The 14,750-nt window shown below is 52.1% G+C and carries 13 protein-coding genes; 4 read left to right on the forward strand and 9 right to left on the reverse strand.

Features of this window, described 5'->3' with window-relative positions:
• Nucleotides 1-61 precede the first annotated feature (61 nt).
• The 9 genes from FOA19_RS01740 to FOA19_RS01780 all read right to left on the reverse strand — a co-directional run bounded on the left by FOA19_RS01740 (nucleotide 62) and on the right by FOA19_RS01780 (nucleotide 10,314).
• The gene (locus tag FOA19_RS01740) at nucleotides 62-763 is read right to left on the reverse strand and encodes a hypothetical protein (RefSeq protein WP_190300249.1); all 702 of its coding nucleotides are present in this window, start codon (nucleotides 761-763) and stop codon (nucleotides 62-64) included.
• A gap of 275 nt (nucleotides 764-1,038) precedes the next feature.
• Entirely contained in the window at nucleotides 1,039-2,241 is a 1,203-nt protein-coding gene (locus FOA19_RS01745) for a bifunctional 3,4-dihydroxy-2-butanone-4-phosphate synthase/GTP cyclohydrolase II (RefSeq protein WP_149089080.1), read from the reverse strand.
• 383 nt (nucleotides 2,242-2,624) lie between these two features.
• The gene (locus FOA19_RS01750) at nucleotides 2,625-3,779 is read right to left on the reverse strand and encodes a porin (protein WP_149089081.1); all 1,155 of its coding nucleotides are present in this window, start codon (nucleotides 3,777-3,779) and stop codon (nucleotides 2,625-2,627) included.
• Nucleotides 3,780-4,022: 243 nt separating this feature from the next.
• Nucleotides 4,023-5,327 carry an ammonium transporter gene (locus FOA19_RS01755; protein ID WP_149089082.1) on the reverse strand — a complete coding sequence of 435 codons (1,305 nt, stop codon included), beginning with the start codon at nucleotides 5,325-5,327 and terminating at the stop codon, nucleotides 4,023-4,025.
• A gap of 64 nt (nucleotides 5,328-5,391) precedes the next feature.
• A complete protein-coding gene (locus FOA19_RS01760) occupies nucleotides 5,392-5,730 on the reverse strand; it encodes a P-II family nitrogen regulator (protein ID WP_149089083.1) in 339 nt (112 codons plus the stop codon).
• A 686-nt stretch (nucleotides 5,731-6,416) separates the two neighbouring features.
• Nucleotides 6,417-8,411 carry a DNA primase gene (dnaG, locus tag FOA19_RS01765; RefSeq protein WP_149089084.1) on the reverse strand — a complete coding sequence of 665 codons (1,995 nt, stop codon included), beginning with the start codon at nucleotides 8,409-8,411 and terminating at the stop codon, nucleotides 6,417-6,419.
• Between the two features lie 211 nt (nucleotides 8,412-8,622).
• On the reverse strand, nucleotides 8,623-9,168 hold the full coding sequence (locus FOA19_RS01770) for an META domain-containing protein (protein WP_190300250.1): 546 nt from the start codon (nucleotides 9,166-9,168) through the stop codon (nucleotides 8,623-8,625).
• Nucleotides 9,169-9,214: 46 nt separating this feature from the next.
• Nucleotides 9,215-9,685 carry a hypothetical protein gene (locus FOA19_RS01775; RefSeq protein ID WP_149089086.1) on the reverse strand — a complete coding sequence of 157 codons (471 nt, stop codon included), beginning with the start codon at nucleotides 9,683-9,685 and terminating at the stop codon, nucleotides 9,215-9,217.
• Between the two features lie 104 nt (nucleotides 9,686-9,789).
• Nucleotides 9,790-10,314, reverse strand: coding sequence for an META domain-containing protein (locus FOA19_RS01780; protein ID WP_149089087.1), 525 nt, complete (start codon nucleotides 10,312-10,314; stop codon nucleotides 9,790-9,792).
• Between the two features lie 206 nt (nucleotides 10,315-10,520).
• Here FOA19_RS01780 and FOA19_RS01785 point away from each other — a divergent pair, with 206 nt between their 5' ends.
• From FOA19_RS01785 to FOA19_RS01800, 4 genes are all read left to right on the forward strand, one after another.
• A complete protein-coding gene (locus tag FOA19_RS01785) occupies nucleotides 10,521-11,624 on the forward strand; it encodes an Mrp/NBP35 family ATP-binding protein (protein WP_149089088.1) in 1,104 nt (367 codons plus the stop codon).
• Between the two features lie 4 nt (nucleotides 11,625-11,628).
• Complete coding sequence (locus tag FOA19_RS01790; RefSeq protein ID WP_149089089.1) at nucleotides 11,629-11,898, forward strand: NifU family protein; 270 nt, start codon at nucleotides 11,629-11,631, stop codon at nucleotides 11,896-11,898.
• A 171-nt stretch (nucleotides 11,899-12,069) separates the two neighbouring features.
• Nucleotides 12,070-13,347, forward strand: a complete 1,278-nt coding sequence (fahA, locus tag FOA19_RS01795) for a fumarylacetoacetase (protein ID WP_190300251.1) — start codon at nucleotides 12,070-12,072, stop codon at nucleotides 13,345-13,347.
• A gap of 235 nt (nucleotides 13,348-13,582) precedes the next feature.
• On the forward strand, nucleotides 13,583-14,479 hold the full coding sequence (locus FOA19_RS01800; protein ID WP_223808682.1) for a flavin reductase family protein: 897 nt from the start codon (nucleotides 13,583-13,585) through the stop codon (nucleotides 14,477-14,479).
• Nucleotides 14,480-14,750: the final 271 nt, after the last annotated feature.

A 14,750-nucleotide genomic window follows, 5' to 3' on the forward strand; every position in this document is an offset into this window, starting at 1 on the left:
CTAGGTTAACGGGGCGTTCTGCTGTTGTAAAATATCCTGCTTACCCTTAAGCGACGGCCTTCTAATCCACGGAGGTGGTTTTCACCTCTGGCTGGGAAATAGCGCCCAGGTAGCTGACAATCTTTGCCAGATCTGGCAGACTGGTGTACTTGAGTTTATTCTGCTTCACGTACTGCTTCATCTGGCTGTTTTTCTTGCCGTAGATTACCTCCAGGTCTTTCTTCACGTTGCGGAGTTCTTTCACTTTGCCGTTGGGCAGCAGAATGAAGAAATTATCCAGCCGTTGGTCTACGTACATGGGGCCGCCTACCGGGTACCTTCCGTAGCCACCGTATGGGTAATAACCGCCACGGTACATCGCATCACGGCTCATGTCGCGGCGGGTCATGGTCTCCCGCTTAAGAAGCCCATAGTTCCCGATCACGATCTGCTCAAAGAAAGCCGGGGCCAGAAAGTCACTGTAGTCATTGCCCAGATTCCAACGCTGGGTCACAAACACGCGGCGGTAGCGTCCGTCATTGTCCAGGGCCTCAAACCCACGGACTGCGATAGGTGAATACGCCACCACGGAGCCGTCTGGCCGGTTCACCCTGATCATATCCTCTGACCGGTGGTAGGTGATTTTCCCGCTGACAGAATCCCCGTTGGCCAAATAGACCCTTCCGGCAGGCCACTCATCTACCAACCCAGAGGACTGCGCCATCGCGTTGGCGGCCCACAGGAACAGCACTACCAAAAGCCCACACGCTTTTCTTACCATCATCTTCATTTCTTTCTATTCCTTCAAATAAAATTATATAAGCTTCTTTAAAAAATATACTTTGAAAAACTGAGAAGGTTGTCTTATTCCCAGTACTTTATAAACGGAAAGACAGGTAATTTCTTGTATGGCTCTCACCAGATAAATAGGACATGTTATCATCGGCGTTGCCGCTTAGCCGGTGTTCAATTAAATATACTTAATAAGGGTAACAATAGAAACCTTGTGTTCTTTAAAAGCAAAAAGGCGGAAGAAAACCCTCCGCCTTTTTGCTTCTTTTACTTTTTCAAGATTAAATGACCTAGCTTATCTCTTTTGGTGGCCAGGTACCGTTGGTTGTGTTCATTGGGCGCAATCTCAATGGGCACCTGCTCCACAATCTGCAGGCCGTACCCTATGAGGCCGGTCCGTTTGCGGGGATTGTTGGACAAGAGCCGCATCTTGGTCACGCCTAGGTCCCGCAGGATTTGGGCACCCACGCCATAGTCCCGCTCATCCGTCCCGAAACCCAGTTGCAGGTTAGCTTCCACAGTATCCAGGCCTTGCTCCTGCAGTTTGTAGGCCTTTAGCTTGTTCAGGAGCCCAATGCCGCGACCTTCCTGGTTCATGTACACGATCACGCCTTTGCCTTCGCGCTCAATAATCTCCATGGCTTTGTGCAGCTGAGGACCACAGTCACAGCGGCAAGACCCGAAGATATCGCCGGTAACGCAGGAAGAATGCACCCGCACCAACACCGGTTCGCCTTCTTCCCAGGTGCCTTTCACCAGGGCAAGGTGTTTGGCGTTGTTGCTGCGCTGGGTGTAGGCGTACAAGTCAAAAGTACCCCAGTCGGTAGGGAGTTCCACGGCAATCTCGCGGTCAATGAGGCTCTCCTTCTGCAGACGGTACGTGATAAGGTCCTTGATGGAGATGAGCTTCAGGTTGAACCGCTCGGCCACTTTCTCCAGATCGGGCATGCGGGCCATGGTTCCGTCTTCGTTCATGATCTCCACCAAAACTCCGGCAGGCGCCAGTCCGGCCAGTTGGGCCAGGTCAACGGCTGCCTCGGTGTGGCCGGCTCTCCTGATCACGCCTTCCTTGCGGGCGCGCAACGGGAAAATGTGGCCCGGTTTGCCCAGGGAAGCCGGGTCGGTCTTCGGATCGGCGAGCGCCAGGATGGTCTTGGCCCTGTCAGAGGCCGAGATGCCCGTGGTGCAGCCGTGTCCCAGCAAATCCACCGATACGGTGAACGGCGTGGCGTGCAGGGCGGTGTTGCGACCGACCATCAGTTCCAGGCCCAGTTCATCGCAGCGTTCCTCGGTGAGAGGCGCGCATATGAGGCCGCGGCCGTGGGTGGCCATAAAGTTGACGATCTCGGGAGTGATTTTCTCAGCGGCACAGATAAAGTCGCCTTCGTTCTCGCGGTCGTCATCGTCTACCACAATCACTACTTTGCCGGCTTTTATATCTTCTATTGCGTCTTCTATTCTATCTAACATGATATTGTCTTCTACTGGAAAGCAAGCCAAACGACCTGCCTGCTTTTGGATGCGCAAAGATAGCGGTTTTTGCATGGTAAAGTTGCGCATCCTTGGGCAGGGCACTACCCCATGATATACTTACCCTGTGTATAACAATCCTGCCTGGGAATTAGTGACGAAGCGGAGAAACTTTCTGGAAGTAAAACGGCTGCTTTGCGTGAAATGGGCAAACTGGACAAAGAAAGCCATTGGCAACAGAGCCCGTTTGTGCGCAAAACAAATGGCGCTTTTAGCCTGATTTGGTAAAACCAGGCCAAAAGCGCCATATCAATGGAAAACGTTTAAAGCGTACTTTTCAGAAAACAGCCCCTTAACAAGATTGGAGAAGCTGCTTGGCGGTTCTAGTTCATAGAAAAGGAGTAAACGAATGCGGCCCCCACAGTGGTCTGGGTTTTCTTGGAGAACTGCCCGGCGGCATTCTCAAAGAACGCGTCTTTGGCTTTGTCAAACCGAACCTCGGGTTTAACCAGGAAATTGCCTCCCGCCAGTTTGATGTTGCCCGTCATGGTATACGAGGTCACTTCCAGCGGCCCAAAATACCTTACGCCTTCTGGGTCTGAAAAATACTCGCCCCTGAAGCCTAGCCCAAACTTGCTGCTGAGCTCATAACTGGCATACAGCGCCCCGCCGCCCCAGGTGGCGTCTATGGACCAGATATCTTCGCTAGACTCCGTATCAGCGCCGGTGTAAAAGGAACCATAGGCGGCATTGAGGCCCAGCTTGAACTTTGGGGTAAGTTGGTACGAGGTGGTGAGGTCAAACAAACTGGTGTAGCTCCCCTTGTTTCCCCCGAAGTTGGACAAAGTGTTGTATTCATCGCCGCCAATCCAGTTCAGGTACATCCCGAAGCCTTCCAGAGGTGTCAGGTGCACCTGCGCGGTCACCGATTTCTGGTCGTTCAGGTCATTGAGGCAATCCCAGCCGTTGATCACGCCCAGCATCAGCCCGAGTTTTGGATTGACCGTGTAGTCCAGCTTGGCCCCAGTGTGGTAGAAAGGCCCGTTCCCGAACAGGTAAGACAAACTGTAGTTGTAGTTGAGCGGGGCATCTATGAGTTCATACCCGATGTGCGTGGCGTACTGCCCCACCGTAAGCCGGAACTTATCCGTGAAATCATAAGAGACGTACGCCTGCTTGATGATCTTGGCCGTGCCGGAATTACCAAAGTTGCACAGGTCGGCGTTGGGCCCAAAGGTGAGGTCTACTACCGCCGTGGCTTTGTCTTTTTTGTAGGTCAGCAAGGTCTGGATCAGCCCCAGCGAGATGTTGTCATGGTACTGGTCAAACACGCGGCCCTGGTTTTTACCTGATTCTGGCCGGTTGAGGTTGTACTGGTAAAAGGCATCTACGTAGCCGCTCAGGTTGAAGGTCCCTTTAGACGGGGTCGGCTCTTCCACAACGGCTTTGAGGGTGTCTACAGAGGAAATTTCCTGGGCAATCGTTATCTTAGCAGCGGCAAAAAACGTTGCCGCTGTAAGCGCGTAAATCTTTCTCATACTGCTTCTGTTAACTGTTAGGAATATTTTAGGAAAGTGTTCACACCAGGCCCGTGGGCAGCACCTCCTCAAATTGCCGTTTGAGGGACGCAGGTTCTACCGCATGGAGACCAGTACTACTAAACAAAGTGAGGAGAAGGGGAACCGTGTTTTGCCAGAAGTAAAAGCAGGGGTAATGTCTAGACCACATTACCTCCTGTTTTTACGATCCATGTCACTGGTTTCTGCTCCGGCTGCCCGCTCTTAGGCAGTAATGGGGGCTCTTTTAGGTAGGTCTGCTTCCAACACCTCTTCTTTTTCTGGCATGCTCATTTCATACCCGGGGCTGTTGATGTCTGGGTAGGCGTGCATTTTATGCTCGTGAATGTCCAGGCCTTCCATTTCTTCTCTTTCGCTTACCCGCAAGCCCATGGTCATCTTTAAAACCCACCACAGCACAAAGGCGAAGGCGAAGGTGAACCCTCCAACGGCTCCAATCCCAATCAACTGGCTGATAAGCTGCGGCGTACCGGCCAGGTTGCCGAAGAAACCCACGGCCAAAGTCCCCCAGATGCCGCACACCAAATGCACCGACAAGGCACCCACCGGATCATCCACCTTTAGTTTGTCAAATACCGTCACCGCAACCACCACCAGGCTACCAGCCACCAGACCAATGATCACCGAGTCTACCACGCCCATCTGGTCTGCGCCGGCGGTGATGCCCACCAAACCTGCCAGGATGCCGTTAAGCACCATGGTAAAGTCACCGGTTTTGAAAAGCAGGTAAGAAAACAGGCAACCTCCCACGGCACCAGCCGCTGCGGCCAAACTGGTCATCACCAACACCCTGGACACCGCCCCTGGAGCCGCCGACAGCACCGATCCGCCGTTGAACCCAAACCAGCCCAACCATAGAATGAAGACACCAATGGTAGCCATGGGAATGCTGTGGCCCGGGATAGGCTTGATTTTGCCGTTCACGTACTTTCCAATTCTTGGTCCCAGCAACAGAATACCGGCCAAAGCTCCCCAGCCGCCCACCGAGTGGACAATGGTAGAACCGGCAAAATCATAGAAGGGCGTAGACAAGGTGTTCAGGAAACCACCGCCCCACTTCCACATGCCTACTATGGGGTAGCAAAGGCCCACAAATACCACTGAGAACACCAGGAACGTAGCCAACTTGATCCTTTCAGCCACGGCTCCAGACACAATGGTAGCGCAAGTGGCGGCAAACATGCCCTGGAAAAGGAAATCGGTCCAGAAGGTATAGCCCGCGTTGTAGGAAGACGTTTCGCCGCCTTCAGGCAGGTTGATTCCCCAGCCAGAGAACCCGAAGACTTTGCCGGCAAAGTCAGCGCCCGGGTACATGAGCGAGAACCCCCACAGGGCGTACATGAGCAAACCTATGGGCGGCATCATGCTGTTCTTGAACAGGATGTTGACGGTGTTCTTTGACCTGGCCAGACCAGATTCTAACGTGGCGAACCCCAGATGCATGACAAACACCAAAAAGATGGAAACCATCATCCAGACATTGTTGATGACAAATAACTCTTGTGACATGGTAAAATGTTTAGGTGAAAAATAGATTTTGATTTTGAAGTTGTTTGGTAAAATGAAGGGTGATCTAGAGGGCCATTTCGCCTATTTCGCCGGTTCTGATCCGGATGACTTCCTCCAGATCCATGATGAAGATTTTGCCGTCGCCCACTTTTCCGGTGGTGGCGATTTTAAGGATGGTGGAAACCACGGGGTCTACCTGGTCATCGGTGGCAATGAGCTCAATCTTGGTCCTGGGAATAAATCCCACGTTGTAGGAGGTGCCTCGGTACACCTGGGAGGAGCCGTGCTCTAACCCGAACCCCTTCACATCATAGGTAGACATGAACGGAATTCCGATCTCGGCTAAGGCTTCGTACACCTCCTCAAATTTGGATGTTCTAATGATTGCTTCAATTTTCTTCATAAGCTTAGCATCTGGTTTTACACTTATTTTCAAAGGGTGTGTTTTCTGACATTTATATAAATCTAAAACAAACCACCTAAAAAACAAGAGGTTAAATCAACCATTCATATACATTTCAACCAAATGCACCTTAAATCATACACCCACACAATTGCAAACCCTAAGCTATTTTGCTTTCATTTTTCTAATAACATCAATAAAACAGGCTGCACCTTTCCCTCTTTTTCACAAAAGGCTTGGTTTACAAAGCATTTATCGACGAATTCTCAAAAAAGGCACTGAAAACAAAAAAGGCTGCCACCCCTTCCTATCAGGAAAAGAAAGTTTCATATTCTTTCAGCGAAAAACAGAGAGCGCCTTCTATCTGATTGTATCCGCTACGGGAAGGTGTAGAAAAGGCCTTGGCCGAACGCAGGCAGTACATGCAAGCCAAGCAAACCCCAACTGAAAAGAAATAATACAAAAAAGCCCTTTGGTTTATGGCTTGTTTCATAGAAACAAGCCATAAACCAAAGGGCTTCCAATTGCAAATAATCCTAAAACTATATAAAAATTGGTTCTTTCGGGCTGAATTTAAAAGTTAAACAGCCTCAGAATTGAATTCATTTGCGGCTTTAGCCCCAACAAGATGAGAACATCATCGTCCTGAGGCCATGTATCCTCATCCAGGCTCAGGCGCCGCCAGGTCATCTGCTCACCACTATGCCCAACAGGTCTGCGATCTGCTTTTCAAACTCCTTCAGGGCTTTGATGGTGCGCAGGGTCTTGTCTAGTTCCTGAGCATCGGTGAGGCGGGGAAGCGTGTCCATCTGGTCTTTGATCATGAGTTGCACGTTGCGCCATTTCAGCCGCAGCACCTCGCGCTCTGACCCGTAGGAAACCAGGTCACTCTCATGGGGCACAATGATTTCATGCACGGCCCAGCCTTTGCTCAACTCATACTTCTCACTGAGCAGATCCACCACCTCGGTGCGGATCTCTTTCTCCTCGTGCTGCATGAACTCTGAGGCAGTGGGCAGGAAGCCTTGCTCCAGTTTGAGGCGGCACAGTTCAAACAGCTTTTTGTAAATAGGGGTCTTAAACTCAATGTCCTCCAGCTCACCCAGCATGAACTGACTGGCGGTGAGGCCTTCCTCCACTTCTTTGTCGGCGTAATTGAGGATGAATCGGATGACCTCGCGCTCGCGGGTGCGCAGCAGATCGTTCTGGCCGGTTTCCTGCTGGTCTTCCTCTTCGTACATGGCGGCCTCCGCGGCAGCAGCGGCCTCTGCTTCGGCGGCCATTTCCTCAAAGGAACCGGGCGCGTAGGAAGCCGGTGCAGAACCGTAAGATGAGGACTGCGACTGTTGGGGCCGAGAGTTCTTCTGCTCAGTGAGGTGAATCTTGTTGTACTCCGAGATAAGCACCTGCTCGTCTATGCCAAACAGAATGCTGCACTGCTTCAGGAACACCGAGCGCTTGATGGCGTCCGGAATCTTGGCGATGGAGACCACCATCTCCCGGATGGCATCGGCTTTCTTGACCGGGTTGTCCTTAGCTTCCTGCGCGTAGAGCTCAGATTTGAAGGAGATAAAGTCCTGGCTGTGTTTGGCCAGGTGCTCTTTAAAAGCGGTGTCGCCTACCTTGCGGATGTACGAGTCTGGGTCATCGCCATCGGGGAACAGGACCACGTTCACGTTCAGGCCACCTTCCAGAATCAAATCGATTCCGCGTAAAGAGGCTTTAATCCCGGCCGGGTCACCATCATACAACACCGTGATGTTTTTGGTGTAGCGCCCGATAAGCTTGATCTGGTTCTCGGTGAGCGAGGTACCCGAGGAAGCCACCACGTTCTCAATGCCGCCTTGGTGCAGCGACAAAACATCCAGGTAACCCTCTACCAGGTAGCAGTTGTCTTCCTGCCGGATGGCCTGCTTGGCCTGGTACATGCCGTACAAGACATCAGACTTGTGGTAGATGGGCGACTCCGGCGAGTTGACGTATTTGGGTGATTTCTTGTCGTTGGTCTTGAGGGTACGCGCGCCAAACCCGATGGTGCGGCCCGACACGTTCTGGATGGGAAACATCACCCGCCCTCGGAAGCGGTCGTACTGCTTGCCTTCTTCCTGCCTCACAATGGTGAGGCCGGTCTCCTCCAGGTATTTTAGCTGGTAGCCTTTCTCCAGGGCCGCTTTGGTGAAATCGTCCCAGGAATCAAGGCTATAGCCCAGCTCAAACTTCTGGATGGTAGCCGCCGAGAGGCCGCGCTGTTTAAAGTACGGTGCGCCTATGCTCTGCCCCTCGTCATGTTTGTGGAGGGCGTTTACGTAGTATTTTTTCGCAAAGTCAGATAAAATGTAGAGGCTGTCGCGCTCGTTTTGGGCCTGCACCGCCGCCGGGCTCTGGTCTTCCTCAATGTCAATGCTGTACTTCTTGGCCAGGTACTTGAGCGCCTCCACGTAGCTGGTGCCCTCTATGTCCATGATAAACTGCACCGAGTTACCGGCCTTGCCGCAACCAAAGCACTTGTAAATGCCCTTGTTAGGCGCTACGCTGAAAGAAGGCGACTTTTCATGGTGGAACGGGCAGCAAGCCCACATGTTCTGGCCCTTCTTCTTCAAACTCACGAAATCACCCACTACCTCCACTATGTCGGCTTGCAGGATGATCTGGTCAACAACTTCTTTCTTTATCAGGGCCATGGGTACTCAGGAAAATAAGGCGGTAGACAAAGATACAGATTTTGGGGTTGGTTTTAGATGGTAAGTACTCCCTGATTGAAGCTGCAGAAGACGATTGCAGGCACCAAAAATCAAAAACGCCAACCTAAAAGGCTGGCGTTAGTCTAATCTGATTTAGCGCCGATTTGGGGAAAACGGCACTAAAACAGCCCTTCTATGAAAAAGCGGATGCTTACCGGGGGAGAGAACAATACTCAGGGGACACAAAAAACAGGCGGGCATTCTGGTAGCGGGAGTGCAAAACCAACTGGTTCCCGTTATTGCTCAAACGCGACAGGTTCACCTCTTCCAGCGCGTTCAGGTATAGGTTCTCTAACTGCATCTGCTCTGGGGTGCCGCCCACTTTAGTGCTGCCCACCTGCCGTACCTCCAACACCTGGTCCTGCGGATCATCAGTGGGTACCACCGGCGCCCCGATGATGGTATACCGCCCAAAATATTGGTTCACCAGCATATCGCCGTTCAAATCATAGGCAAAAGGCTCGTTGGCCTGCTGGTAAGTGGAAATATTGGTAAGGTTCAACCGGATGTTCTGGCCTTCTACCCTGGTGACGCCGCCGCCTTCCTGCGGCAGTTCTATGTACTGCAGAACATAAGAACCAAAGATATCCTTGTCTTCAGGTACCGGATCATCTTTCTCCCAACAGCCGGTGAGTAACACCAGAGACAAAAGCACAGAAGCCAGGCGGGGAAACAGTTTTTGCGCAGAAAGGAACATAGCAGTAGGGTTTGGGATATGAAAAGATAGTTGGGGATAGTGCATTCTACTTTAATGCCGCGATGGCGGCTTCCACCTCGTCTAAAAATGGATGCAGGTATTCTGGCACGTTATGGCGGGTTTTATCAATGAAGAAGTAGCGCACCATGCCCCCTTTGCCAACCTCCAGGTAAATACCGCCGCCATCGGCTGCATCGGGGCTCCCGATGATGGACCTTTCTTCAGACATCAACCTGGCGGGCACCTGGTGCGGTAGGTCTTTCACTTGCTCGTACAAGGCGGCGCTTTTCGGGACAAAATCTCCCTCGTAGGGTTTTCCGCCGGGGTAGCGGTCGCGGGTGTCTTCAAAGAGCGTCATGTTCTCTATCTTGAAAATCTCCACGCAGTTTTCACCGCCGCAAAACCCATAGTAATGCCCAAACACCAGATAATCTGGAGACTCAAATAGGGCGTCCTCCTGCTCCTTACAAGCGGTGAGGGCCAAGAATAGCAGGCAGATGGAAAGAAGTTTCTTCATGGTTTTACCTATCTTTTGTAACGGTCTGGTGAAACAGGAATCAAGTTTTTGCTTGCGCTAAGTTTTCCTTGCAAGGGAAAGATGGTTTCTAAAATGGGCCGGCTTTATTTTCCGCAGGAAGAGGCACCCCTTACAAACACCAACTTCAGATTCTTCTCAGAAGACCACAACGTGAGGATATCGTTCTTTACTTCAAACCTGTCCACGTCTTGTAGCGTCTGCAGGTAGTAACTTTCAAACTGCTTTACATGAGGTGCCGCCGCCACTTCAGTATAACCCAAGTTTACAAAGTCTATCTCACCGCCTTGATTATATAGCGCTTCCTGGGTTACCTGGTAATTCCCCTGGTAAGAATTTTCGGTAAGGTCACCACTCATTTTATATCCCCACATCCGGTCAGACGCTGCCGGTTCCTCCTCTTTGGTAAAGAAAAGATCAGCGCACATACTTAGGTCTGGGGCGGCGAAATTGTTGTAGGCCGCAGGCTCTACCTGTGACAACATCCAGGAGCCTTGCAAAGAAAGGGCAGGGTCGTCAGAAGCGTCAGAACAGCCCCAAAACAGAAGGGAACCCAAAAGAACCAATACGGTTCTTGCATACAAGAAATGAGATTTCAGTAAACGTGTCATAGGGGAATTGAAAAGGTTTATGTTGTAAACCCAAGTTACGCATTTTGCCTTGATGACCCTTCTCCAGCCCCAATGGTTGCACCAGGTTTCCACAAAATTCCATTTCGGCCTTACTTTAAGGAAACCGGCCTTAAAACGGCTTCTGGTAGCTTGTTAAACAGATAGTGTGTATCTTTGTATAAGCGATTTATAGCGCTGCAGAAAGTATGGCAATTACCCAAGAAGACGTATTAAAAGCCCTCAGCTATGTAGAGGAGCCAGATCTGGGCAAGGATCTGGTGACCCTGAACATGATTGAGGACGTGCAAATAAACGGTCTGGACGTGGCCTTCACCGTGATCCTGACTACCCCCGCCTGTCCGCTCAAAGACCTTATCCGGAACGCCTGTATTCGGGCTATCCACACCATGGTAGACAAGGACGCGAACGTGACGGTGAACATGACCTCGCGCGTGACCTCGGCGCGGCAAGACAACCAGGCCCTGCTCAAAGGCGTGAAGAACATCATTGCGGTGGCTTCTGGCAAAGGCGGCGTGGGTAAGTCTACCGTAACCTCTAACTTGGCGGTGGCCCTGGCGCAATCCGGCGCCAAAGTTGGCCTGGTGGATGCCGATATCTCCGGCCCGTCGGTGCCTACCATGTTTGGTGTGGAAGATGCCCGTCCGGCGGTGTACCGCATGCCCGATGGCCGTAACCTCATTGAGCCCATTGAGAAGTACGGCATCAAGCTGATGTCCATCGGGTTCCTGGCTCCGGCCGAGAGCGCGGTGGTGTGGCGCGGTCCTATGGCCAGCTCCGCCTTGAAACAATTCATTACCGAGGTAGACTGGGGCGAACTGGATTATTTGCTCATTGACCTGCCTCCGGGAACCAGCGACATTCACCTGACGTTGGTACAGACAGTACCGGTAACGGGCGCCATCATTGTGACTACCCCGCAGAAAGTGGCCATTGCCGATGCCGTGAAGGGTTTGCAGATGTTCCGGCAGCCGCAGATCAACGTTCCAATCTTAGGATTGGTGGAAAACATGGCGTACTTCACCCCGGCTGAGCTTCCAGAGAATAAATATTATATCTTTGGGCAAGGCGGCGGCCGCGACCTGGCAGAGCGCTACGGTGTTCCGTTCATAGGCGAGGTTCCGTTGGTGCAGAGCATCCGCGAGAGCGGCGACCAAGGCACTCCGCAGATCCTGCAGGAAGGCTCACCCGCCTCGCAGGCGTTTGAGCAGGTGGCTCAGGAAGTGGCCCGGCAGGTATCCGTACGGAATGCCAGCCTGGGCAAAACCAAAGTAGTAGAAATTAAAGCGTAAGATAATGGCAGAGATCGCATTGAAAGAGATTTTACTCCAGCAGGTAGAGCTGGCCCTGGACTCCATTCGCCCGTACCTGAAAACAGACGGCGGCGATGTGAAAGTCCTGGACATCACGGAAGAACGGGTGGTGGTGCTGGAACTGATGGGTGCCTGCGGCTCCTGCCCTATGTCTGCCATGACCTTCAAGGGCGGCATTGAGCAAGCCATCATGCGCGCTGTGCCGGAGATCAAAGGCATCCAGGCCGTGAACCTCACCCCTATGGACGTTTAGGCACTCCGCTTTTACAGATACAAGCCCGCCGGGTACAGATGTTTTTGACGTCTGTACCCGGCGGGCTTTCTGTTTTTAAGGCCTTTTTGCGTAAACGAACTCAAAACGAGAAAGCCGCTTCCCATTTCTCCCAGACTTTTTATCTTTGCCTGACCACCGTTCCCTACCACCATGCTAACCGCCAACGACCCCGCACTGCACTCCTGGATTCAGATTGCCCCCACCAGTGATTTTCAGATCCAGAACCTGCCCTTCGGGATTTTCCAGGCGCAGGACCGAGACTCCAGAGTGGGCGTGGCCATTGGCGAGTATGTGCTGGATGTGTACGTGCTCACGCAGCACGGGCTTTTTGACATGTTGGACGTGGAAGACCCCACCGTGTTCCACCGGCCGTACCTCAACGATTTTATGGCGCTGGGCCGCACCATCTGGCGGCAAGTGCGGGGGCGTATCTCAGAACTCCTGCGCAACGACAACCCCGAGATCAGGGACAACCGAACCCTCATGGCCGAGTGCCTCCTGAAGCAGAAAGACGTGGAGATGCTTATGCCCGTGCGGGTGCCCAACTACACCGATTTCTACTCCAGCATGGAACACGCCACCAACGTGGGCTCCATGTTCCGGGACCCGGCCAACGCGCTGCTCCCCAACTGGAAACACCTGCCGGTAGGTTACCACGGCCGGGCTTCTTCCATCGTGCCCTCGGGCGTACCCATCAGAAGACCCAAAGGCCAGACCAAACCCGCCGATGCCGATCTGCCGGTCTTCGGCCCTACCAAGCAACTGGATTTTGAGTTGGAGATAGCCTTCATCACCGGCCAACCCACCGAACTGGGCACTTCCTTAACTACTTTGGAAGCAGAGGAATACATTTTCGGGTTGGTGTTATTCAATGACTGGAGCGCTAGGGATATTCAGGCTTGGGAATATGTGCCATTGGGCCCGTTTCTGGCCAAGAACTTCGCGTCTTCCATCTCGCCCTGGGTAGTGACGCTTGATGCGTTGGAGCCCTTCCGGGTGCCGGGGCCGGTACAAGACCCAAAAGTTCTCCCGTACCTGGAATACAGCGGCTCCAAGAACCTGGACATTAATCTGGAGGTAACCTTACAGGCCCCTAACCTTCCGGAAGAAACAGTGATTTGCCGGTCTAACTACAAGCACATGTATTGGAACATGAACCAGCAACTGGCGCACCACACCATCAACGGCTGCAACCTGGAAGTAGGCGATCTATACGCCTCCGGTACCATCAGCGGTCCTACGCCAGACTCGTACGGCTCCATGCTGGAACTGACCTGGCGCGGCACCCAACCGCTCCAACTGCCCAATGACTCAGAACGCAAGTTCCTGCATGACGGCGACATCGTGACCATGCATGGCTACGCAGAAAAGAACGGCATCAGGGTAGGTTTCGGAGAAGTACGCACCCAGATTCTGCCTGCCATTTAATTGTGAAGATTTGGGAATTTGAAGATGAGGAAATTTGGCGATTTGAAGATTTGGGAATTTGGAGATGATAAATTATTGAGGTGTCTTTTTTTAACCTGTCTTCATTTCAAATTCAAATTCTCACGTTTCTAAATCAACCAATCGCCTAATCACCACATCATCACATCTTCAAATTCCCACATCTTCAAATCTCTAAATCTCCTCATCTCCATATCCTCAAATTTTCAAATCTGCCTTGAGAACCTTTGACCCTAAAGAAATAGCTACCGGTGAATTCCACAGCCTGATGTTGGGAGCCATCGCGCCGCGACCCATTGCGTTTGCCAGCACCGTAGACAAAGAAGGGAACGTAAACCTGAGTCCGTTCAGCTTTTTCAACTGCTTTGGTTCTAATCCGCCGGTTCTTATTTTCTCGCCTGCACGCCGGGTACGGGACAACACCGGCAAACACACGCTGGACAATGTGCTGGAGACGGACGAAGTGGTCATCAACATCGGAAACTACGCCATTGTAGAGCAGATGTCGTTGGCCAGCACCGAGTATGACAAAGGCGTGAATGAGTTCGTAAAGTCGGGCCTTACCCCTGTGGCCTCAACCATGGTGAAACCGCCCCGCGTAGCCGAGGCTCCGGCTGCTTTTGAGTGCAAGGTATTGGAAGTAAAACCCATCGGGGACAAAGGCGGGGCTGCTAACCTGGTCATCTGCGAAGCCGTTCTCCTGCACGTGCACGAGGAAGTGTTTGGTACCGATGGCAAATCCATTGATCCGTTCAAACTGGATGCTGTGGCCCGACTGGGTGGCAACTGGTACCTCCGTGCGCAGGGCGACTGCTTGTTTGAATTACCCAAGCCCCTCCAAAACCAAGGCATAGGCATAGACCAATTGCCCGCTCACATCCGGCAAAGTCCCGTGCTCACCGGCAATAACCTCGCCCGCTTAGGCAACACCACCTCGTTGCCCACGCAGGAAGAAGTGCAGGCCTTTACCAAAGAACCTCTTTACGCGTACCTCCTTCACAAGCACCATGACAACCCTCAGGAGACCGAAAAGCAAATCCACCTATTAGCCCAACAGTTCCTGGAGGAAGGCCGCGTGACCGAAGCCTGGAAAGCACTTTTAACCCTCTCCTAAAAGGGAATCCCTAATTTCGTTTTGTAGCTATTTTGCCAAAAACATACATAAAGCAGCGTTTACCTCACCAGCGCTAACGCATAGCAAATGTAGGGGCAATCCCTTGTGGTTGCCCTTGCGCAGGCCAAAGCAATAAAGGTTTAGAAACGCAAGGTCGGTAGAAGATTCTTCACTGTAATACAATATAGGCTGAGACGAAAACAGAAAAGGCAACCACAAGGGATTGCCCCTACATTTTCTACCAGTCAAAACCATATAAGCTAAAAAGCTG

Origin of the sequence: Rufibacter hautae (assembly GCF_008271695.1) — a bacterium.
Lineage (GTDB): Bacteria > Bacteroidota > Bacteroidia > Cytophagales > Hymenobacteraceae > Nibribacter > Nibribacter hautae.

Excerpts from the sequence above, each read along its gene's own strand:
- FOA19_RS01740 (WP_190300249.1), bottom strand. The coding sequence starts at position 763 with ATGATGGTAAGAAAAGCGTGTGGGCTTTTGGTAGTGCTGTTCCTGTGG.
- FOA19_RS01745 (WP_149089080.1), bottom strand. The coding sequence starts at position 2,241 with ATGTTAGATAGAATAGAAGACGCAATAGAAGATATAAAAGCCGGCAAA.
- FOA19_RS01750 (WP_149089081.1), bottom strand. The coding sequence starts at position 3,779 with ATGAGAAAGATTTACGCGCTTACAGCGGCAACGTTTTTTGCCGCTGCT.
- FOA19_RS01755 (WP_149089082.1), bottom strand. The coding sequence starts at position 5,327 with ATGTCACAAGAGTTATTTGTCATCAACAATGTCTGGATGATGGTTTCC.
- FOA19_RS01760 (WP_149089083.1), bottom strand. The coding sequence starts at position 5,730 with ATGAAGAAAATTGAAGCAATCATTAGAACATCCAAATTTGAGGAGGTG.
- dnaG (WP_149089084.1), bottom strand. The coding sequence starts at position 8,411 with ATGGCCCTGATAAAGAAAGAAGTTGTTGACCAGATCATCCTGCAAGCC.
- FOA19_RS01770 (WP_190300250.1), bottom strand. The coding sequence starts at position 9,168 with ATGTTCCTTTCTGCGCAAAAACTGTTTCCCCGCCTGGCTTCTGTGCTT.
- FOA19_RS01775 (WP_149089086.1), bottom strand. The coding sequence starts at position 9,685 with ATGAAGAAACTTCTTTCCATCTGCCTGCTATTCTTGGCCCTCACCGCT.
- FOA19_RS01780 (WP_149089087.1), bottom strand. The coding sequence starts at position 10,314 with ATGACACGTTTACTGAAATCTCATTTCTTGTATGCAAGAACCGTATTG.
- FOA19_RS01785 (WP_149089088.1), top strand. The coding sequence starts at position 10,521 with ATGGCAATTACCCAAGAAGACGTATTAAAAGCCCTCAGCTATGTAGAG.
- FOA19_RS01790 (WP_149089089.1), top strand. The coding sequence starts at position 11,629 with ATGGCAGAGATCGCATTGAAAGAGATTTTACTCCAGCAGGTAGAGCTG.
- fahA (WP_190300251.1), top strand. The coding sequence starts at position 12,070 with ATGCTAACCGCCAACGACCCCGCACTGCACTCCTGGATTCAGATTGCC.